The organism is Aquibium sp. A9E412 (assembly GCF_030398335.1).
Lineage (GTDB): Bacteria > Pseudomonadota > Alphaproteobacteria > Rhizobiales > Rhizobiaceae > A9E412.
On the sequence record NZ_JAOAOP010000002.1, the window covers coordinates 65,153 to 84,908 of the forward strand.

Genomic DNA, 19,756 nt, shown 5'->3' on the forward strand with positions numbered 1-19,756 from the left:
CCTCAGGCCGCGTGCGCCATCAAACGGGGAGACCGGACGGCGCCGTGGCCAACCGCGCGTCCGGTCACGCCCAGGCGAGCGCGACGGCCACCACCACCGCGATGGCGACCGCCAGAAGCGCGCCGGCGACCGCGCGGCCGGCCGAGGCACCGTTGCCCGGCCCGCCCCTGCCGCTCGCCGCGCCGCGGCCGGCCCGTCCGGCCGACGTCTCGCCGGCGCCGCCCGATGTCGGACCGCCGGTCGCCCGGCGGCGCTCCGCGGCGGCCGCCTGCGGATCGGTCGGCGTGCCGCCGGCCTCCGCGTCGGTGCCGAGCGGCGCGACCGCGGGATCGGCCGCGGCCACCTTGTCGCCGGTGCGGCCGCTGTCGATGTCGTCGCGAAGCCTGGCCTCCTCGCCGGACGGCTTGCGCGGAAAGTCCTTGGCCATGGCGCTGGTCTCCTGCCTGCGGCCCGCACCGCCGCATCGCCGGCCGTGTCGGTTCATGCCGTGCAACGCCTGCGTGCGCAGAGGGTTCCGGTTGCGGGAAGCAAGCGTTCCGGAAAACGCGTGGGGCCGCACCCTTGCGGGCGCGGCCCCGTGCGCTGGAGGTGGCGCGGCCTCAGGCCGCCGCGGCGGCCTCATCCATCCACGCCTTGTGGCGCCGTTCGTCGGACAGTGCCGCCTCGAAGACAGGCTTGGCGGAGGCCGGCACCGCATCGTTCTCCACCGCATGGCGGTAGGCGGCGATGGTGTCGTCCTCTTTGCTGCTCATCGCCTTCAACAGCGCGCCCTCGCCCATCAGGCCGCCGAGCTTGACCTTGCCGGTGGTGAGCATCTGCTTCAGGTCGCCCTCGTCGGGGATGGTCGCGTCATGCTCGCGCGCCAGGCGCTCGAGCTCGGCGACGTGGCGCTCGTGGTCGGCCTTGAAGCCGGCCACGGTCTGCTTGCGCCCGGCGTCCTCGAGCCGCTCGATGGTCGCCTCGTAGGCGGCGATCGCGTCGCGTTCCAGCGACAGCATGTTCTCGATCAGGGTGGCGAAGTCGCCGCTCGTTCCGACGGTCGTTGCCATGGTGGTGTCTCCTTGTCGGGGTGGCCGCCCATGCGGGCGGCGGCTACATCTGCTCGCTCTGCGCGGCGGTGTCGGGCCGGGCCTTGCCGAGATCGGGCTTCTGGCCGAGCGGCTCGGGCTTGTCGCGCGCGGAAAACTTGCCGCGACCGTCGAGCGAGGCGCCGGAGGTCCAGCGACCCTCGGGCGTCGGCTCGTCGAGCGAGGTGTTGAGGAAGTAGTAGGAGTGCTCGGTCGCCTCGTTGTCCTGCGGCGTCGAGTTGGGCACGGGAAGCTGCTTTTCCATGCCGCCCAGCTCCTCGATGACGGCCAGCCACTGCTGCTGGTGCATCGTGTCGCGCGCGATCAGGAAGGACAGCATGTCCTTCATGCCGGCGTCGTCGGTCATGTGGTAGAGCCGGCTGGCGAGCACCCGGCCGCCCGCCTCGGCCGTCACGTTCGCCATCATGTCGGCACCGATGTTGCCGGTGGCGTAGACATGGCTCATGTCGAAGGGCACGCCGTTGGCGTTAACCGGCATCGCCGACAGGCCCGACGACAGAATGTGGCGCGGGTTCATGCCGCCGAGGATGGCGTTGACCACCGGGTCCTGCGCCGCCTCGTCCTGCTCCGACACGGTCGCGCCCTCGAGGTTCAGCGCCACCGCGTGGCCGAGGAACTCGATGTGCGACAGCTCCTCCGTCGCCGTCATCATCAGCATGTCGCGGTATTTGGGATCGCCGCGCGCGCCCATCGCCTGGAAGAAATACTGCATGGCGACGCGAATTTCGCCCTCGATGCCGCCGATCGCCTGTTGAAGATACTTGGCAAACAGCGGATCGGGACGGTCGACGCGCACCTTGTACTGCAGCTTCGAAGAATGATGAAACATCGTGGCCTCCGTCTCGCGTAGAACGTGCGAAACAAACCGCGCGCCGTTGAGTTCCGCTCCGGCGCGAAAAACGGCCCGGCCGGCCGCAGGCGGCCGTGCCGCGGGCACGCCGCCGCTCGAGCGAGGCTTCATGGCACGGGGTCTTTTCGGGGAGGCATGCGCTGCCGCGTCGCGGGCGCTGCCGGCCGTGACGGCGCACGAGCGGCGGCGCCCCGCCTGCCCGGCGGGCAGCCGCACGGGCGGCAGGCCGGGCACGGCGCACGGAGCGCGAGCAACAACGAAAAAGCCGGGCGCAGGCCCGGCTTCTTCAGTCGTCCGGACGTCGCCGCCCGGCGGACGGGGCGCTGCGCGCCCCTTTTCCCATCGTCAGTTGACGGCGTCCTTGAGGCCCTTGCCGGCCGAGAAACGCGGCACGTTGCGCGCGGGAACCTGAACCTGCGCGCCGGTCTGCGGGTTGCGGCCGGTCGACGCCTTGCGGTGCGAGACGCTGAAATTGCCGAAGCCCACCAGGCGCACGTCGCCGCCCCCCTTCAACTCACGCGTGATGACCGAGAAGACCGCATCGACCGCCGACTGGGCATCCCCCTTGGAGATGTTGGCCTCGTCGGCGACGGCGGCTACGAGCTCGTTCTTGTTCATCAATAATTACCCCTTCCTTGGAGACCGGAACGCACGACTCACGCCGGCAGGACCGCAATTCTAGGAAGAAGCGGAAGGAGCACCAAGCGGCAAATCCCGAAAAAACCGGGAAATGCGCGGTTTGAGGGGTCTTTTCGACAAGAAAGCCGGACCCGAGGGCCCGGCTTTCCGATTTTCGCGATGCGGGAGCGGTGTCAGTGGGCCACGGTCTGGCCCGCCGCGTCCTCCGGCACGTCGACCTTGGCTGCCGTCTCGACCGGCTCGGTCCATTCGATCGGCTCGGGCTTGCGCACCAGCGCATGCTCCAGCACCTCGCCGACCCGGCTGACCGGCACGATCTCCAGACCGCTCTTCACGTTGTCCGGGATGTCGGCCAGATCCTTGGCGTTCTCCTCGGGGATCAGCACCTTCTTGATGCCGCCGCGCAGCGCCGCCAGGAGCTTCTCCTTGAGGCCGCCGATCGGCAGCACGCGGCCGCGCAGCGTCACCTCGCCGGTCATGGCGACCTCCTTGTGCACCGGAATGCCGGTGAGCACGGAGACGATCGCGGTGACCATGGCGACACCGGCCGACGGACCGTCCTTCGGCGTCGCGCCTTCCGGCACGTGCACGTGGATGTCCTTCTTGTCGAAGACCGGCGGCTCGATGCCGAAGTCGATCGCCCGCGAGCGGACATAGGAGGCCGCCGCCGAGATCGATTCCTTCATCACGTCGCGCAGGTTGCCGGTGACGGTCATCTTGCCCTTGCCGGGCATCATCACGCCTTCCACCGTCAACAGCTCGCCGCCGACCTCGGTCCAGGCGAGACCGGTGACGACACCGATCTGGTCCTCGCCCTCGGCCTGGCCGAAGCGGAAGCGCGGCACGCCGAGATAGTCGGCCAGGTTGTCCTCCGTCACGTCGACGCGCGTCTTGTCGGTGCGCAGGATCTCGGTCACCGCCTTGCGGGCGAGCTTCATCAGCTCGCGCTCGAGATTGCGCACGCCCGCCTCGCGCGTGTAGGTGCGGATGACCGCCTGCAGCGCCTCGTCGGAGATGGCGAACTCCTTGTCGGCCAGCGCGTGGTCACGCATCGCCTTGGGCAGCAGGTGCCGCTTGGCGATCTCGACCTTCTCGTCCTCCGTGTAGCCGGCGATGCGGATGATCTCCATCCGGTCCATCAGGGCCGGCGGGATGTTCAGCGTGTTCGCCGTCGTCACGAACATGACGCTCGACAGGTCGTACTCGACCTCGAGATAGTGGTCCATGAAGGTCGAGTTCTGCTCCGGGTCGAGCACCTCGAGCAGCGCCGAGGACGGATCGCCGCGGAAGTCCATGCCCATCTTGTCGATCTCGTCGAGCAGGAAGAGCGGGTTGGACTTCTTGGCCTTCTTCATCGACTGGATGACCTTGCCGGGCATCGAGCCGATATAGGTGCGCCGGTGGCCGCGGATCTCGGCCTCGTCGCGCACGCCGCCGAGCGCCATGCGGATGAACTCGCGGCCCGTGGCCCGCGCGATCGACTTGCCGAGCGAGGTCTTGCCGACGCCGGGCGGTCCGACGAGGCAAAGGATCGGTCCCTTGAGCTTCTTCTGCCGGCTCTGCACGGCGAGATACTCGACGATGCGCTCCTTGACCTTGTCGAGGCCGTAATGATCGGCGTCAAGAACCTCCTCGGCATAGCCGAGGTCGTTCTTCACGCGGCCGAACTTGCGCCACGGGATCGACAGGAGCCAGTCGAGATAGTTGCGCACGACGGTGGCCTCGGCCGACATCGGCGACATGGTGCGCAGCTTCTTCAGCTCCGCCTCGGCCTTCTCGCGCGCCTCCTTCGACAGCTTGGTCTTCTTGATGCGCTCCTCGAGCTCGGCCGCCTCGTCGCGGCCGTCCTCGCCCTCGCCGAGCTCCTTCTGGATCGCCTTCATCTGCTCGTTGAGGTAGTACTCGCGCTGCGTCTTCTCCATCTGGCGCTTGACGCGGCTGCGGATGCGCTTCTCCACCTGGAGCACCGAGATCTCGGCCTCCATGAAGCCCATCGCCTTCTCCAGGCGCTCGCGCACGGACAGCGTGCCGAGCATCTCCTGCTTCTCGGGAATCTTGATCGCGAGATGCGAGGCGACCGTGTCGGCGAGCTTCGAGTAGTCCTCGATCTGGCTCGTCGCGCCGACCACCTCGGGCGAGATCTTCTTGTTCAGCTTGACGTAGTTCTCGAAGTCGGAGACCACCGAGCGCGCCAGCGCCTCGATCTCGACCTCGTCCTCCTCCGGCTCGGCGAGGATCGTCACGCCGGCCTCGTGGAACTCCTCGCGCGGGCTGAAGGCCTCGATGCGGGCACGCGCGGTGCCCTCGACCAGCACCTTGACGGTGCCGTCGGGCAGCTTGAGAAGCTGCAGCACGTTGGCCAGCGTGCCGACGTCGTAGATCGCGTCGGGCGTCGGGTCGTCGTCGGCCGCGTTCATCTGGGTGGCGAGCAGGATCTGCTTGTCCGCACCCATCACCTCTTCCAGAGCCTTGATGGACTTCTCGCGCCCCACGAAGAGCGGCACGATCATGTGCGGGAACACCACGATGTCCCTCAGGGGCAACACCGGGTAGCGCTGGTCGCCGGTCGTCTTTTCGAATTCGGTCATCTTTCAGCCTTTCAGGACACAGCCGCCGGAAGGCCGGCTGCGGCTTCGCGGTTGGCGGCCGGGACGCGGTTCCGCCCGTCACGCGTTCTCACCAGGAACTCAAGCACGGAACTGCCCCGCCGCGACTTGTCTCATACTTGGAGAGAGCGCCGGCAAAGATCAAGGCTTCGAGCCCGCCGCGGCCCGAGGCCGGCGCGTCGTCCCCAACATGCACGCCGACGAAACACAGCCTCCGGCGGCGAACGGCCGCCGGCATCGCCGTGCGAAGGGGCCGGCGCGCGGCCGGCACGCAATGTGCATCAGGCGCTGGCCGAGCCCTTTTCCTTCTCGCGCTCGGCGTAGATGTAGAGCGGGCGGGCATTGCCGGCCACGACCTCGTCGGAGATCACCACCTCCTCGACGCCCTCGAGCGCGGGCAGCTCGAACATGGTGTCGAGCAGGATCGCCTCCATGATGGAGCGCAGGCCGCGCGCGCCGGTCTTGCGCTCGATCGCCTTGCGGGCGATCGCCATCAGCGCGTTCTCGTGGAAGGTGAGCTCCACGTTCTCCATCTCGAACAGCCGCTGGTACTGCTTGACCAGCGCGTTCTTCGGCGCGGTGAGGATCTGCACCAGCGCCGGCTCGTCGAGATCCTCGAGCGTCGCCAGGATCGGCAGGCGGCCGACGAATTCGGGGATCAGGCCGAACTTCAGCAGGTCCTCCGGCTCGACCAGCCGCAGCAGCTCGCCCGTCGGCCGGTCCTCCGACGAGACGACGGAGGCGGAAAAGCCGATCGAGGTCTTGCGGCCGCGGTCGGAGATGATCTTGTCGAGGCCGGCGAACGCACCGCCGCAGATGAACAGGATGTTGGCCGTGTCGACCTGCAGGAACTCCTGCTGCGGGTGCTTGCGGCCGCCCTGCGGCGGCACCGAGGCGACGGTGCCCTCCATGATCTTCAGAAGCGCCTGCTGCACGCCCTCGCCCGACACGTCGCGGGTGATCGAGGGGTTGTCGGACTTGCGGCTGATCTTGTCGATCTCGTCGATGTAGACGATGCCGCGCTGCGCCCGCTCGACGTTGTAGTCGGCCGACTGCAGCAGCTTCAAGATGATGTTCTCGACGTCCTCGCCGACATAGCCCGCCTCGGTGAGCGTGGTCGCGTCGGCCATGGTGAACGGCACGTCGATGATGCGCGCCAGCGTCTGGGCGAGCAGCGTCTTGCCGCAGCCCGTCGGCCCGATCAGCAGGATGTTCGACTTGGCGAGCTCGACGTCGTTGTTCTTCGAGGCGTGCGCCAGACGCTTGTAGTGGTTGTGGACGGCGACCGACAGGACGCGCTTGGCGTGGCCCTGGCCGATCACGTAGTCGTCCAGCACCTCGAGGATCTCCTGCGGGGTGGGCACGCCCTCGCGCGACTTCACCATCGAGGACTTGTTCTCCTCGCGGATGATGTCCATGCACAGCTCGACGCATTCATCGCAGATGAACACCGTCGGGCCCGCTATCAGCTTGCGGACCTCGTGCTGGCTCTTGCCGCAGAACGAGCAGTACAGCGTGTTCTTGGAATCACCGCCGCCGTTGCTGATCTTGCTCATCGTCCAAGTCCTTTCACTGCCACCGGCAGGCCGTCGGCGCATGCCGGGCGACCCTGCCGGTCGGGGAGACATTGCCCTTGCTCCCCGGCCCTGCCGGCCACGTCGGTCGACTTCCGAACGAAACACAAATCGGAAAGCGCGACAACACGCTGCGAATCCCCGACCCGAAGCCTAGGTCGCGGAAAACCAACAGATACTTAACGTAGGCCGTTGCCCGAACCGAGGGAACAGGAAATTGTGACAGAAATGACGCATACCCGCTCAAAAACGCGTCATCCGCCGGGCGGTTCCGCCCTTCACGAGGCCGGAGTCCCTTCCATCGCCTCGCGCGAGGAGATGACGCGGTCGACGAGGCCGAAGTCGCGCGCCTCCTCCGCCGTCATGAAGTGGTCGCGGTCGAGCGTGCGCTCGATCGTCTCGTAGTCCTGGCCGGTGTGCGCGACGTAGACCTCGTTGAGGCGCCGCTTGAGCTTGATGATGTCCTGCGCGTGGCGCTCGATGTCGGAGGCCTGGCCGGAGAAGCCGCCGGAGGGCTGGTGCACCATGATGCGCGAATGCGGCGTCGCGAAGCGCATGTCCTTGTGGCCGGCGCACAGCAGCAGCGAGCCCATCGAGGCGGCCTGGCCGACGCACAGCGTGGAGACCGCCGGCTTGATGAACTGCATGGTGTCGTAGATCGCCAGGCCGCTCGTCACCACGCCGCCCGGCGAGTTGATGTAGAGCGCAATCTCCTTCTTCGGGTTCTCCGCCTCGAGCCACAGAAGCTGGGCGCAGACGAGGCTCGCCACGCCGTCCTCGATCGGCCCGGTGATGAAGATGATGCGCTCCTTGAGCAGCCGCGAGAAGATGTCGTAGGCCCGCTCGCCGCGGTTGGTCTGCTCGACCACCATCGGCACGAGGTTCATGGCGGTGTCGACGGGATTGGGCATGGAGGGAAGTTCCTTTCGGGGACGGACGGCACCCGCCCGGCAGATTCGCTGTCGTCTCACGCGATAGATAGGACGCCGCTTCCCGGTTGCGCAAGGGTTGCGGCCGGCGCGGCCTGCGGCCGTCAGCCGCCCGCCAGCCAGGCGGCGAGCGCGCCGGTGTCGCCGCCGTCGAGGGCGCGGGCGACGCGACGGCCGACCGCCGCGCCGAACTTGTAGCCGTGGCCGGAGCAGGCCGAGACGACCAGCGCGCGGCCCCGCTCGGCGCAGAAGAAGCGCTCGTCGGCGGTGAAGGTGTAGGCGCAGGTGACGACGTCGGCGACGCGGTACTCGCCGATGCGCGCGATCGGCGGGGCGAACAGGTCGCGCACCGCCTCGCCCTCGCCGGGCCGCGGCGCGCGGTCGCGGTCGGCATCGGCGGTCGGCTCCTTGTGCAGGCCGGAGCCGAACTTGAGCCCCGCACCGCCCGACGGCGGGATGATGTAGCCGTCGGTCGGGCCGCCGACGTCGAGAATCACCGGCGCCGTCGCCCAGGCGGCGACCAGGTCGGCCGGCGGCTCGAGATAGACGACCGCCGTGCGGTGCGGCGCGAGCGTCGCGGCGAGCGCGGGGACGAGCTGCGTCGTCCAGGCGCCGGCGGTGACGAGCACGCGGTCGGCGCCGCGCTGCCCGCCATCGGCGAGCCGCACCGTGCCGGCCGCGCCGTCGACGGCGACGACGCGGGTGTGGTCGAGGATCTCCGCGCCGCGCTGGCGCAGCCAGGCGACCAGATCGGCGGCGATCCGCCGGCAGTGCAGCGCGCCGCCCTCCGGCGAGACGAAGGCATAGCGGAAGCTGTCCGGCGCGAGGAACGCAAAGCGCGCGGCGGCGGCCGCGCCGTCGAGCCGCTCGAACGGCCAGCCGCCGGCGCGCATGCCTTCCAGATAGCGCTCCGCCTCGTCGCCCGGCGCGCGCGAGACGGCCATGAAGCCGCGCGGATCGTAGTGCACGGAGCCGATGTCGCGCCACAGCGCGTCCCACGCCTCGAACGCCTCGGTGATGGCGTGGCCGTAGCCGCTGTCCGGCGCATAGGCGCGGCGGATGATGCGGTGATGGTCGCCGGAGGCGGCAAGCGGGTTGGGGATCGGCCCCTGCTCGATCAGCGTCACGCCGTGGCCGGCCGCCACCAGCGCCCAGGCGCTGCACAGCCCTGCGATGCCGCCGCCGACGATGGTCACCTGCATGGCCGCCCCTCCCGCACGCTTCAGGCCGCGCACTTTACGCGCTGGCATGTCGCGAACAAGGCGACGGGTGCATTTCCGGCCGGCCCGAAAGCGGCTAGAAGGAGCCATGCGCGCCGACGACACGCCGCCCGACGGCCTCGCCCTCGATCCGACCACACGGCGGCTGCGGCTCGACCCGCACGCCGACGGCTTCGTCCAGGATCCCTACCGCGTCTATGCACAGGTGCACGCCCGCGCGCCGGTCTTCTTCTGGGAGGACTACGGCCTGTGGTGCGTGGCCGGCTACGAGGCGGTCAACCGGCTGCTGCGCGACCGCCGGCTGGGCCGCGCCCGGCCGGCGACGCTGCCGCCGCCGGCCGGGCGCGGCCATCTGGCCGATTTCGACGCGGTCGAGGCGCACTCGATGCTGGAGCTCGAGCCGCCGGCGCACACCCGGCTGCGCACGCTGGTCAACCGCGCCTTCGTGTCGCGCCAGGTGGAGCGGCTCAGGCCGCGCGTCGAGGCGCTGGCGCACACGCTGATCGACGGCTTCGCCGGCGACGGCGAGGCCGAGCTGATCGCCCGCTTCGCCACGCCGATCCCCATCACGGTGATCGCCGAGATGCTCGGCGTGCCGGTCGAGGCGGGCCCGCAGCTCCTCGACTGGTCGCACCGCATGGTGGCGATGTACATGCACGCGCCCGACCGGGCGGCCGAGGACAGCGCCAACGCCGCCGCGCGCGCCTTCGCCGGCTTCGTGCGCGAGCACGCCGCCCGGCGCCGCCGGCAGCCCGGCGATGACCTGATGAGCGTGCTCCTGGCGGCCAACGATGCCGGCGACCGGCTGTCGGAGGACGAGCTGGTGTCGTCGGTCATCCTGCTGCTCAACGCCGGCCACGAGGCGACCGTGCACCAGACCGGCAACGCGATCGCCACCGTGCTCGCCCAGGGCGGCGACCCGCGCCGCTTCTTCGCCACGCCGGCGCAGACGGCCGCGACGGTGGAGGAATGCCTGCGCATCGACCCGCCGCTGCACATGTTCACCCGCTACGCCTACGAGCCGGTCGCGCTTGCCGAGGGCGTGCGGCTGGCGCCGGGCGAGACGGTCGGGCTGCTGCTCGGCGCGGCCAACAGCGACCCGGCGGCCTTCGCCGAGCCGCGCGGCTTCCGTCCCGGCCGCGACGACCAGAAGACCGTCGGCTTCGGCGCCGGCATCCATTTCTGCATCGGCGCGCCGCTCGCCCGGCTCGAGCTGCAGGCCGCGCTGGCGGTGCTCTTCGCGCGGCTGCCGGCGCTGCGCCCGGCCGCCCCGCCGCGCTATCGCGACAGCTATCATTTCCACGGGCTGGAGCGGCTCGACTGCACCTGGTAGCCGCCTTCCAGGCCCTGCGCGCCATTGCCTTCGCGCCGCACGCTGCTATCTCGCATGAGGCCGGCAAGGGGACCGGTCTCTCGGGGGAATAATGCAATGGTGCATTCCTTGGCGCTCGGCGTCGTCTTCGTGTTCGGCACGATCGCGCTCGCCTGGCTCAGCTATTTCGGCATGCGGGCGCTGACGTCGGGCTGGGTGGAGAGCGAGACGCGCGAGCTCGCCGGCTCGGTGATCTTCCGCGTCGCGGCGCTGCACGGGCTGATCCTGGCGCTGGTCTTCGCGCAGGAGATGATCGACTATCAGGAGCTGCGCTCCTCGCTGGTCGAGGAGGCGACGGCGGTGGCCGACATCTACAACGACATCCGCCGCTACGGCGGCGACGCGGTGGAGCCCATGCAGTCGGCGCTGTCGGCCTATGTGCGGGTGGTGGTGGACGAGGAGTGGGACCGGCTGGCGCGCGACACCCACCTGGCGCCGGAAGCCTGGTCACTGCGCGAGACGGTCTATCTGGCGGTGCTCGACCTTGAGCCGCAGACGGCGCGCGAAGAGGCGCTGCGCAACCACATGCTGGCCAAGATCCAGAAGATCGCCGAGCTGCGCCAGAAGCGGGAGAACACGGCGCTGCAGGCGATCAGCAGCATGTTCTGGTTCGCCGCGGTCGCCGGGGTGGTGCTGATCACCCTGCCCTACTTCATCTTTCCGCCGAGCCCGCTCAACCTGATGCTGCTCAGCGTCTACGGCGCCTTCACCGGCATCGTGATGCTGTTCATCTACGCCTTCTCCGACCCGTTCTCGCCGCCCGGCAACCTGGCGCCGGCGGCCTTCGAGCGGCTGCTGGAAACCGAGATCGGCGGCGCGGCGACGCAGTGACGGGCGGCGCCGTCCGGCGGCTTCAGTCCGCCGCCCGCGTCCAGGTCCCCTGTCCGGCGGCGTCGAGATACTCGATGACGAGCGAGCCGGCCTGCACGTCGAAGCGCACCGAAGAGCGCGAGCCGGCCGGGGCGTTCTCGCCGCGCGGGCTCACGGCGAAGGTGTCGCCGCTCCAGTGCGCCAGCGGGAAGGCCATCCCGTCCGGGCCGAGCCGCAGCACCAGGCCGTCCGCCGCCACGCCGACGGTCGCATCGCCGAAGTACGCGTTCGCGTAGCGTCCCGCATAGCGCGCGAGCGGCCGCGCCGGGTCGGCCGGGCGCGGCGGCGCAGCCCCGGCCAGGTCGCCGACCGGCGCATGCATCGCCGCCATGACGCCATTGTAGGCGGCGAACCAGTCGCGCGCCGGGGCGCCGAACTGGACGACGTCGAGAAAGTGCGCTGCCACGGCCTCCACGGCGCCGACCGGTCCGCCGTTCGACAGCACGACGATGCCGAGTTCCTCGCCCGGCAGCATGTGGAAATTGGTCGCCGCGCCGAGCAGGAACGCACCGGAATGGCTTATCACGGGCCGGCCCGTCGCCGTCACGCCGACATTGAAGCCGTAGCCGTAGAACCCGCTGCGGGCGGCCGGCGCATGCGCCGGGCCGCTGACGACCTGCGGGCGCAGCGCCGGCAGCAGGGCCTCGGGCGCGAACAGCGTGCCGTCCTCCGTCTTTCCCCCGGCGAGCAGCAGCGCGAGCCAGGCGGCGAGATCGCGCGCCGTCGACGACACGCCGCCGGCCGGCGACTGCTCGTCGGGGTCGCGCTCGTAGAGCGCCCGAAAGCGCCCGTCCTCGAAGGCGTGCAGCGTGGCGCGCTCGGGATGCGCGACGAAATCGGCATGGCGCGAGCTGGTGTCCTCCATGCCGAGCGGGCCGTACAGCGTCTCGGCGGCGAGCTCCTCCCACGGCTTGCCGGCGGCCGCGGCGACCGCCTCCGCCCCGGCGGTGATGCCGAAATTGGCGTAGTTGTAGGCGGTGCGGAAGGAATCCAGCGGCACGTTGACCAGCCGTTCGAGGATCGCCGCGCGCGAAAAGCCCAAATCCTCCAGGTCGTCGCCGGCCGCGTGCGGCAGGCCCGAGCGGTGCGCGAACATGTCGCCGACGGTGACCATCGCGCCGACACGGGCATCGGACAGCGCGAAGGCCGGCAGATGCGCGCGGATCGGGTCGTCCCAGCCGACCAGCCCGTCCGTCACCGCGATCGCCGCCACGGTGGCCGAGACCGACTTGGAGATCGAGGCGATCTGGAAGACGGTGTCCGGCGTGACCGGCGCGCCGGTCGCCAGGCTGCGCACGCCGAAGCCTTCGAGAAACACCGTCTCGCCGCGGTGCACCACGGCGACCGCCATGCCGGGCACGCTGCTGCGCCGCATGATCGCCTCGACGGTGGCCGGCAGCGTCTCCAGCGCCCGCGCGAGGCCGTCCGGCGCGAGCGCGACCGCGTCGTGCGCCGGTGTCGCGCCGGGCACCACCGTCTGCGCCTGCGCGCCGGCCGCCAGAGCACACGCGCAGAAAGCGGCGGCGACGGGGAAACGAAAGCGCATGGCGAGGTCCTCCTTGATGGCCGGCGCGGTCGCGGGCGGCGCCGCACGCGACTCGGATCGGGTTTCAGACCCGCCAGTGACCCCGGCGCGCATCCGAGGGCAAGCCCCGCATGGCGCGGCGGCCGCCACGTTCGCCATTCCGGCGGCCGCAGGGTGCGCCGGCCCGCCCCGGCCTCAGCCGGCGTCGCGAGCCGATCGGCTTTCACGGAATCGCAGATCATCTGCCAGTTGTTGTCCTGACGGGTTTGCCGACGGCGAGGCGGTGTCCACGTCGCCTGGAACCGCTTTAGCCGGCCGCCGGCCGGCAGGCGCGGCACAGGCCGCGCAGCTCCACCGTCGAGCGGTCGAGCGTGTAGCCGGCCTCGCCGGCCAGCGTGGCGAGCCGGCGCGCCAGGCGGGCATCGGCCAGCTCCGACACGGTGCCGCACTTGTCGCAGATGGCGAAAGCGGTCGCGTCGTGCACCGCCGTCTCGGGATGGCTGCAGGCGACGAAGGCGTTGAGGCTTTCGAGCCGGTGCACGAGGCCGCGCTCGACCAGCTTTTCCAGCGCGCGGTAGACCTGCAGCGGGGCGCGCAGCCCCTCGCCGCGCAACCGGTCGAGGATGGTGTAGGCGCTGAGCGGCCCTTCGGCCTCGGCCAGCGCGCGATGGACCAGCGCCTGGTTGCGCGTCAGGCCGGCGGGTTGGCCATGCGCGTGCCGGCTCATCGCGTCCCGCCCCCGGCGCGCCGACCGGCCAGCGGCACGAGGCCGAGCAGGAAGAGGACCAGCGCGGCGACGACGATGCTCGGCCCCGAGGGCGTGTCCCAGGCGAGCGAGCCGTAGAGCCCGCCGACCACGGCCACCACGCCGGCGAGCGCCGCCAGCACGGCCATCTGCTCCGGCGTGCGGGCGAAGCGGCGGGCGGTGGCGGCCGGGATGATGATGAGCGCGGTGATGAGAAGCACGCCGACGACCTTCATGGCGATCGCCACGACGACGGCCATCAGCAGCATGAAGACGAGCTCGGCGCGATCGGGCCGCAAGCCCTCGGCGGCGGCGAGCTCGCGGCTGACGGTGGCGGCGAAGAGCGGCCGCCACAGCCAGGCGAGCACGGCCAGCACCGCCGCGCCGCCGGCATAGATGACGGCGATGTCGGCGCGCGAGACGGCGAGGATGTCGCCGAACAGGAAGCCGATCAGGTCGACGCGCACCCAGCTCATCAGCGCCAGCGCGACGAGGCCGAGCGCCAGCGCCGAATGCGACAGGAGCCCGAGCAGCGCGTCGGAACCGAGCGTGCCCTGGCGGCGCAGCGCCAGAAGCGCCAGCGAGACCAGCGCGGCGACCGCGAACACGGCGAGCGTGACGTCGACCTGAAGCAGCAGCGCGAGCGCCACGCCGAGCAGCGCGGCATGCGCCAGCGTATCGCCGAAATAGGCCATGCGACGCCACACGACCAGGCAGCCGAGCGGTCCGGCGACGAGCGCCACGCCGATGCCGGCGACCAGCGCCCGCAGGAAGAAGTCGTCAAGCATCGCCGCCCTCCCGGCGCTCGGCCCGCGCATCGGGTGCCGGGAGGGCGGCCTCGCGATCGCGGCCGTGATGATGGCCGTCGCCCGGATGGCAGCTCTCGGTGACGCTGCCGTCGGCATGGCGCACCCGGCCGTCGGGCAGATGGGTGTGGTCGTGGTCGTGCCGGTAGACGGCGAGCGCGGCGGCGGCACGGTCGCCGAACAGGCGGCGGTACTCCGGGCTCTCGGCGACGGCGCGCGGCGGCCCCTCGCAGCAGACATGGCCGTTGAGGCAGATCACCCGGTCGGTCGCCGCCATCACCACATGCAGGTCGTGCGAGATCATCAGCACCGCGCAGCCGAGCCGGTCGCGGGCGGCGGCGATCAGCTCGTAGAGCGCGATCTCGCCGGAAAAGTCGACGCCCTGCACCGGCTCGTCGAGCACCAGAAGCTGCGGCTTGAGGGCGAGCGCGCGGGCCAGCATGGCGCGCTGGAACTCGCCGCCCGACAGCGTGCGCAGCTCGGCCTTGTCGAGATGGCCGATGCCGGTGTCGGCGAGCGCGGCGGCGACCTCGGCCGGCGACAGCCGCGCGGTCAGCCGCATGAAGCGGCCGACGGTCAGCGGCAGCGTCCAGTCGACCGCCACCGACTGCGGCACGTAGCCGACGCGCAGCCGTTCGCGCCGGCGCACCCGGCCCTCGTCTGGCGCCAGGACGCCGAGCGCCAACCGCGCGGTGGTCGACTTGCCGGAACCGTTCGGGCCGATCAGCGTGACGATCTCGCCCGGCCCGACCGAAAGGTCGACGCCGCGCACCAGCCAGCGCCCGGCCCGCCTTATGCCGGCGTTGTCGAGGGCGACGAGCGGTTCGTGCGGATCATGCGGATCATGCGGCTTGTGCACCGATGCGGCCTTCGCGGGTTGCGGCGTGCGGCCGGCAGGCCGTTGCGGCCCGGCCGACGCCGATCGTCTGTCATTCGTCGCCTGTCGGCCGTCGCCCGTGCGGTCCGGGCGCGGCCCCGCCCCCACCGGTCGGCACACCGCGGGCAGCGGCGGCGAGCGTGCGACGAGACGCTTGCCGGCGCTTATCGCATACGTTATAAGGTTACGCAATCTGTGATCTTATAACATCACGTCGATCCACATCACACCGGTGCCTGCGGGCGATCGAAGGAGGGAACGGAATGAGGAACGGACTGACCGGCGCGCTGCTGGCGGCAGGCGCTCTCGCATGGCAGGGGGTGGCCGGCGCGGCCGCGGCCGCGCCCGACGTGGTGGTGTCGATCAAGCCGGTCCACGCGCTGGTCGCGGCGGTGATGGAGGGCGTCGGCACCCCGCAGCTGCTGATCGAGGGCGCCGGCTCGCCGCACAGCTACAGCCTGAAGCCCTCGCAGGCCGCCGCCATCGAGGACGCCGACGTCGTGTTCTGGATCGGCCCGCAGCTCGAAACCTTCCTGCAACGCCCGCTCGCCACGCTCGGCCGCGAGGCGCGCACCGTCGCGCTGATCGAGAGCGAAGGCCTGACGCGGCTCGGCTTCCGCTCCGGCAGCACCTTCGAGGCGCATGCGCATGACGACGACGATCACGACCACGCGCATGGCGAGGACGACGGACACGGGCACGACCATGCCGCGGACGCCGCACGGGCCGACGACGACGCGCACGGCCATGACGACGGGCTCGACCCGCATGTCTGGCTCGATCCGGCAAACGCCGCCGCCATGACGGAGCGCATCGCCGCCGTGCTCGGCGCGGTCGATCCCGACAATGCGGCGCGCTATCGCGACAACGCCGCCGCCGCCGGCGCGCGGCTCGCCGCGCTGACGGCGGAGGTGACGGCGATGCTCGAGCCCGTCCGCGGACGCGGCTTCGTCGTCTTCCACGACGGCTACCGCTATTTCGAGGAGCGGTTCGGCGTGACGGCGGCCGGCGCGCTGACGGTCAACCCCGAGGTCGCTCCCGGCGCCGAGCGGGTGGCCGAGATCCGCGAGGCGGTGCGCCGCCTCGACGCGGTCTGCGTGTTCGCCGAGCCGCAGTTCGAGCCGCGGCTGGTCGCCGTGGTGAGCGAGGGAACCGGCGCGCGGAGCGCCGTGCTCGACCCGCTCGGCGCCGACCTGGACGACGGGCCGGAGCTCTATTTCGCGCTGATCCGCGGCATGGCGACGGCGATGCGCGACTGCCTGGCCGAGGCCGGCTGAGCGCGCCCGCCGCGTGCCGGCCCGCCGCCGGCACGCGGACGCGCCCGACGGCCGGCCGGGTCAGCCGGCCCTGGCGAGCGCCTGCTCGAGATCGGCGATGATGTCTTCGGCGTCCTCCAGGCCGATCGACAGGCGCACCACGTCCGGTCCGGCGCCGGCGGCGGTCTGCTGCTCGTCGGAAAGCTGCCGGTGGGTGGTCGAGGCGGGATGGATGATGAGCGACTTGGTGTCGCCGATGTTGGCCAGGTGCGACAGCATCTCGACGCCCTCCACCACCTTGACGCCGGCCTCGAAGCCGCCTTTCAGGCCGAAGGTGAAGACGGCGCCGGCGCCCTTGGGCGAATATTTGCGCATCAGCGCGTGGTTGGCGTCGTCGGGCAGGCCCGGATAGGAGACCCAGGCGACCGCCGGGTGCTTCGACAGCCACTCGGCGACCTTCAGCGCGTTCTCGCAGTGGCGCTGCATCCTGAGCGGCAGCGTCTCGATGCCGGTCAGGATCATGAAGGCGTTGAAGGGCGCGATGGTCGGCCCGAAGTCGCGCAGGCCGATGACGCGCGCGGCGATGGCGAAGGCGAAGTTGCCGAAGGTCTCGTGCAGAACGATGCCGCCATACTCCTCGCGCGGCTCCGACAGCATCGGGTAATTGCCCGACTTCGACCAGTCGAAGGTGCCGGCGTCGACCAGCACGCCGCCCATCGAGTTGCCGTGGCCGCCCATGAACTTGGTCAGCGAGTGGACGACGATGTCGGCGCCGTGCTCGATCGGCCGCATCAGGTAGGGCGTGGCCATGGTGTTGTCGACGATCAGCGGCAGGCCGTGCCGGCGGGCGATCTCGGCGATCTTCTCCAGGTCGACGAAGACGCCGCCCGGATTGGCCAGGCTTTCGACGAAGATGGCGCGGGTGCGCGCGTCGATCTGGTCCTCGAAGGTCGACGGGTCGCCGGTGTCGGCCCAGCGCACATGCCAGTCGAAGCTCTTGAAGGCGTGGCCGAACTGGTTGATCGAGCCGCCGTAAAGCTTCTTGGCGGCGATGAAATTGTCGCCCGGCTTCATCAGCGTGTGGAAGATGAGGAGCTGCGCGCCGTGGCCCGAGGCCGTGGCGAGCGCCGCCGTGCCGCCCTCGAGCGCGGCGACGCGCTCCTCCAGCACCGCCTGGGTCGGGTTCATGATGCGCGTGTAGATGTTGCCGAACGCCTTGAGGCCGAACAGCGAGGCGGCGTGGTCGACGTCGTCGAAGACGTAGGACGTCGTCTGGTAGATCGGCGTCGCGCGCGCTCCGGTCGCAGGGTCCGGCTGGGCGCCGGCATGAACGGCCAAGGTGTTGAATCCGGGCGTACGCTCGCTCATCGTCGGTTCTCCTGTTGCCTGAAAATCGGTGCGCATTGTTCGCAAAGTCGCGCCGTCAAGGCAAAGGCGATTTGCGCGGCGGCACGCCGGCGACGGGAAAATCAGCGCTGCCGGATGCCGAAACTTTGGAAACCGGCCTTCATCAGCGGCTTGCGCGCCGAAATGACCTTGCTGTTGACGCCGTTCCAGCCGATCTCGCGCGACAGCCGGGCGTACTCGATCTTCGGGCAGCGATCCATCACCACCTTGATGCCGGCGGCCTCGGCGCGGCGCGCCGCCTCGTCGTGGCGCACGGTGAGCTGCATCCAGATCACCTTGGGCAGCGGGTCGAGCGCCAGCACCTCGTCGACGATGCCCGGCACGGCGGCGGAGGCGCGGAAGACGTCGACCATGTCGATCGGCTCGGGAATGTCGGCGAGCCGCGCATGGACCGGGCGGCCGAGGATCGTCTTGCCGGCATGGCCGGGATTGACCGGAAAGACCGTGTAGCCCTTGTCGATCAGATACTTGGTGACGAAGAAGCTGGGCCGCACCTCGTTCGCCGAGGCGCCGACGATGGCGACGGTGCGCACGGTGTTGAGGATGCCGGAGATATAGGCGTCGTCGTAGGAATCGTGGTTCATGCGGCCTCGGCGCTCGAACGGTGCGGCTTCAAGGCGGAACACGGTCCACGGCAGGCGCGTTCCACCGGGCCGCGGCATTTGATAGACTGGATCAGAACCAACGCCAAGCCCGTCGAGGTCCTTCCCATGATCCGCAAGGCCGTTCTCCTGGCTGCCGGCCTGACGCTCGCGAGCGCGCCGGCGCAAGCCATCTCGCGCTACGATTCGCCGTCGCTGAACTGCGGCGAGGCCAAGGCTCTGGTCGCCGAGGAGGGCGCGGTGATCTTCCGCTATCCGGCGGCCAGCAATCCGAGCCTGACGCGCTACGACCGCTACGTGCGCAACCGCAGCTACTGCGCCTATGGCGAGGTCGCCGCGCCGCACTGGATCCCGACCGCGGACCGGGCGCAATGCCCGCTGTTGCGCTGCATGCAGCAGCTCGACGACGACGACCCGTTCCGCCGCGACTGAGCGGGTCCGCCCGGCGCGCCGCCGCCCCGCCCTCAGACGCCGCGCCAGACCGGCTTGCGCTTGTCGATGAAGGCGGCGATGCCCTCCTCGGCGTCGCGCGCCAGCATGTTCTCCACCATCACCCGGGCGGCGTGGTCGTAGGCCTCGGCAAGCCCCATCTCGGCCTGCTCGTAGAAGGCCTCCTTGCCGATGCGCAGCGTCAGCGGCGACTTGCCGGCGATCCGTTCGGCAAGCGCGCCGGCCTCCGCGACGGCCGAGCCGGACGGCACCACGCGGTTGACCAGGCCGATCTCGGCGGCGCGCTCCGCCGCGATCGGCTCGCCGGTCAGCAGCATCTCCATGGCATGCTTGCGCGCCACGTTGCGCGACAGGGCGACCATCGGCGTCGAGCAGAACAGGCCGATGTTGACGCCCGGCGTGGCGAAGCGCGCCGCCTCGCCCGCCACCGCCAGGTCGCAGGAGGCGACGAGCTGGCAGCCGGCCGCCGTCGCCATGCCGTCGACGGCGGCGATCACCGGCCGGGGATGGCGCACCACGGTCTGCATCAGCCGCGCGCACAGCGCCATGGTGTGGGCGAAGAAGGCGCGGCCGCCGTCGGCGTCGGCGCGGTGCGCCGTCATCTCCTTGAGGTCGTGCCCGGCGCAGAACACCTTGCCTTGCGCGGCGATGACGATGACGCGCACGGCCTCGCTCGCCCGCACCCGGTCGAGCTCGCCCTGCAGCGCCTCGATCATGGCGATCGACAGCGCGTTGGCCGGCGGGGCGGCGAGCGTCAGCCACAACACGCCATCCTCCAGCCGCGCGTCGAGCGGGCCGCGCACCGCGGTCTCGCCGGTTGCCGTCGCCTCGGCCATCGCCGCCTCCCTGGCTTGCCGGCCGCCTTCGGCCGTCCCTCCAGAAATACCATGCGCCGGCTTGAAGAAAAGGGAGGATGCGGCGATTGTGATTGACGTTTACG

Annotated in this window: 19 protein-coding genes; 4 read left to right on the forward strand and 15 right to left on the reverse strand. The window is 70.6% G+C overall.

Features of this window, described 5'->3' with window-relative positions; all coding sequences use genetic code 11:
• Window positions 1-64: 64 nt before the first annotated feature.
• The 8 genes from N1F89_RS01610 to N1F89_RS01645 form a co-directional block, all read right to left on the reverse strand.
• A complete protein-coding gene (locus N1F89_RS01610; protein WP_290080835.1) occupies window positions 65-427 on the reverse strand; it encodes a hypothetical protein in 363 nt (120 codons plus the stop codon).
• Window positions 428-599: 172 nt separating this feature from the next.
• A complete protein-coding gene (locus tag N1F89_RS01615; protein WP_290080837.1) occupies window positions 600-1,049 on the reverse strand; it encodes a DUF2383 domain-containing protein in 450 nt (149 codons plus the stop codon).
• Window positions 1,050-1,092: 43 nt separating this feature from the next.
• A complete protein-coding gene (locus tag N1F89_RS01620) occupies window positions 1,093-1,917 on the reverse strand; it encodes a manganese catalase family protein (protein WP_290080839.1) in 825 nt (274 codons plus the stop codon).
• A 366-nt stretch (window positions 1,918-2,283) separates the two neighbouring features.
• The gene (locus tag N1F89_RS01625) at window positions 2,284-2,556 is read right to left on the reverse strand and encodes an HU family DNA-binding protein (protein WP_290080840.1); all 273 of its coding nucleotides are present in this window, start codon (window positions 2,554-2,556) and stop codon (window positions 2,284-2,286) included.
• A 194-nt stretch (window positions 2,557-2,750) separates the two neighbouring features.
• Entirely contained in the window at window positions 2,751-5,165 is a 2,415-nt protein-coding gene (lon, locus tag N1F89_RS01630) for an endopeptidase La (RefSeq protein ID WP_290080843.1), read from the reverse strand.
• A 299-nt stretch (window positions 5,166-5,464) separates the two neighbouring features.
• Complete coding sequence (clpX, locus tag N1F89_RS01635; RefSeq protein WP_290080845.1) at window positions 5,465-6,739, reverse strand: ATP-dependent Clp protease ATP-binding subunit ClpX; 1,275 nt, start codon at window positions 6,737-6,739, stop codon at window positions 5,465-5,467.
• A gap of 296 nt (window positions 6,740-7,035) precedes the next feature.
• Window positions 7,036-7,668, reverse strand: coding sequence for an ATP-dependent Clp protease proteolytic subunit (locus N1F89_RS01640; RefSeq protein ID WP_290080846.1), 633 nt, complete (start codon window positions 7,666-7,668; stop codon window positions 7,036-7,038).
• 122 nt (window positions 7,669-7,790) lie between these two features.
• Window positions 7,791-8,888 carry an FAD-dependent oxidoreductase gene (locus tag N1F89_RS01645; protein WP_290080848.1) on the reverse strand — a complete coding sequence of 366 codons (1,098 nt, stop codon included), beginning with the start codon at window positions 8,886-8,888 and terminating at the stop codon, window positions 7,791-7,793.
• Between the two features lie 106 nt (window positions 8,889-8,994).
• Between N1F89_RS01645 and N1F89_RS01650 the strand changes: the two genes are divergently transcribed.
• On the forward strand, window positions 8,995-10,239 hold the full coding sequence (locus N1F89_RS01650) for a cytochrome P450 (RefSeq protein ID WP_290080850.1): 1,245 nt from the start codon (window positions 8,995-8,997) through the stop codon (window positions 10,237-10,239).
• Between the two features lie 96 nt (window positions 10,240-10,335).
• On the forward strand, window positions 10,336-11,109 hold the full coding sequence (locus N1F89_RS01655) for a DUF4239 domain-containing protein (RefSeq protein ID WP_290080853.1): 774 nt from the start codon (window positions 10,336-10,338) through the stop codon (window positions 11,107-11,109).
• Window positions 11,110-11,131: 22 nt separating this feature from the next.
• Here N1F89_RS01655 and N1F89_RS01660 read toward each other — a convergent pair whose 3' ends face one another.
• The 4 genes from N1F89_RS01660 to N1F89_RS01675 form a co-directional block, all read right to left on the reverse strand.
• A complete protein-coding gene (locus tag N1F89_RS01660) occupies window positions 11,132-12,694 on the reverse strand; it encodes a serine hydrolase (protein ID WP_290080854.1) in 1,563 nt (520 codons plus the stop codon).
• 286 nt (window positions 12,695-12,980) lie between these two features.
• Entirely contained in the window at window positions 12,981-13,400 is a 420-nt protein-coding gene (locus N1F89_RS01665) for a Fur family transcriptional regulator (RefSeq protein WP_290080856.1), read from the reverse strand.
• Entirely contained in the window at window positions 13,397-14,206 is an 810-nt protein-coding gene (locus N1F89_RS01670; RefSeq protein ID WP_290080857.1) for a metal ABC transporter permease, read from the reverse strand. Before N1F89_RS01670 ends, N1F89_RS01665 begins: the two co-directional genes overlap by 4 nt.
• Complete coding sequence (locus N1F89_RS01675; RefSeq protein WP_290080859.1) at window positions 14,199-15,083, reverse strand: metal ABC transporter ATP-binding protein; 885 nt, start codon at window positions 15,081-15,083, stop codon at window positions 14,199-14,201. The genes N1F89_RS01670 and N1F89_RS01675 overlap by 8 nt, the downstream gene beginning before the upstream one ends.
• Before the next feature lie 281 nt (window positions 15,084-15,364).
• On the opposite strand from N1F89_RS01675, the gene N1F89_RS01680 reads away from it, so the two are divergent.
• Window positions 15,365-16,378 (forward strand): zinc ABC transporter substrate-binding protein, encoded by a 1,014-nt coding sequence (locus N1F89_RS01680; RefSeq protein ID WP_290080862.1) that lies wholly within the window; start codon window positions 15,365-15,367, stop codon window positions 16,376-16,378.
• Window positions 16,379-16,438: 60 nt separating this feature from the next.
• Here N1F89_RS01680 and N1F89_RS01685 read toward each other — a convergent pair whose 3' ends face one another.
• Together N1F89_RS01685 and N1F89_RS01690 are read right to left on the reverse strand one after the other, a co-directional pair.
• Window positions 16,439-17,725, reverse strand: a complete 1,287-nt coding sequence (locus N1F89_RS01685; RefSeq protein ID WP_290080865.1) for an O-acetylhomoserine aminocarboxypropyltransferase — start codon at window positions 17,723-17,725, stop codon at window positions 16,439-16,441.
• Window positions 17,726-17,826: 101 nt separating this feature from the next.
• Entirely contained in the window at window positions 17,827-18,348 is a 522-nt protein-coding gene (locus N1F89_RS01690) for a CoA-binding protein (protein WP_290080866.1), read from the reverse strand.
• A gap of 126 nt (window positions 18,349-18,474) precedes the next feature.
• Between N1F89_RS01690 and N1F89_RS01695 the strand changes: the two genes are divergently transcribed.
• Window positions 18,475-18,798: a hypothetical protein gene (locus tag N1F89_RS01695; RefSeq protein ID WP_290080868.1), complete on the forward strand. Its 324-nt coding sequence runs from the start codon at window positions 18,475-18,477 to the stop codon at window positions 18,796-18,798.
• A 32-nt stretch (window positions 18,799-18,830) separates the two neighbouring features.
• On the opposite strand, the gene N1F89_RS01700 is transcribed toward N1F89_RS01695, so the two are convergent.
• The gene (locus tag N1F89_RS01700) at window positions 18,831-19,652 is read right to left on the reverse strand and encodes an enoyl-CoA hydratase (RefSeq protein WP_290080869.1); all 822 of its coding nucleotides are present in this window, start codon (window positions 19,650-19,652) and stop codon (window positions 18,831-18,833) included.
• Window positions 19,653-19,756: the final 104 nt, after the last annotated feature.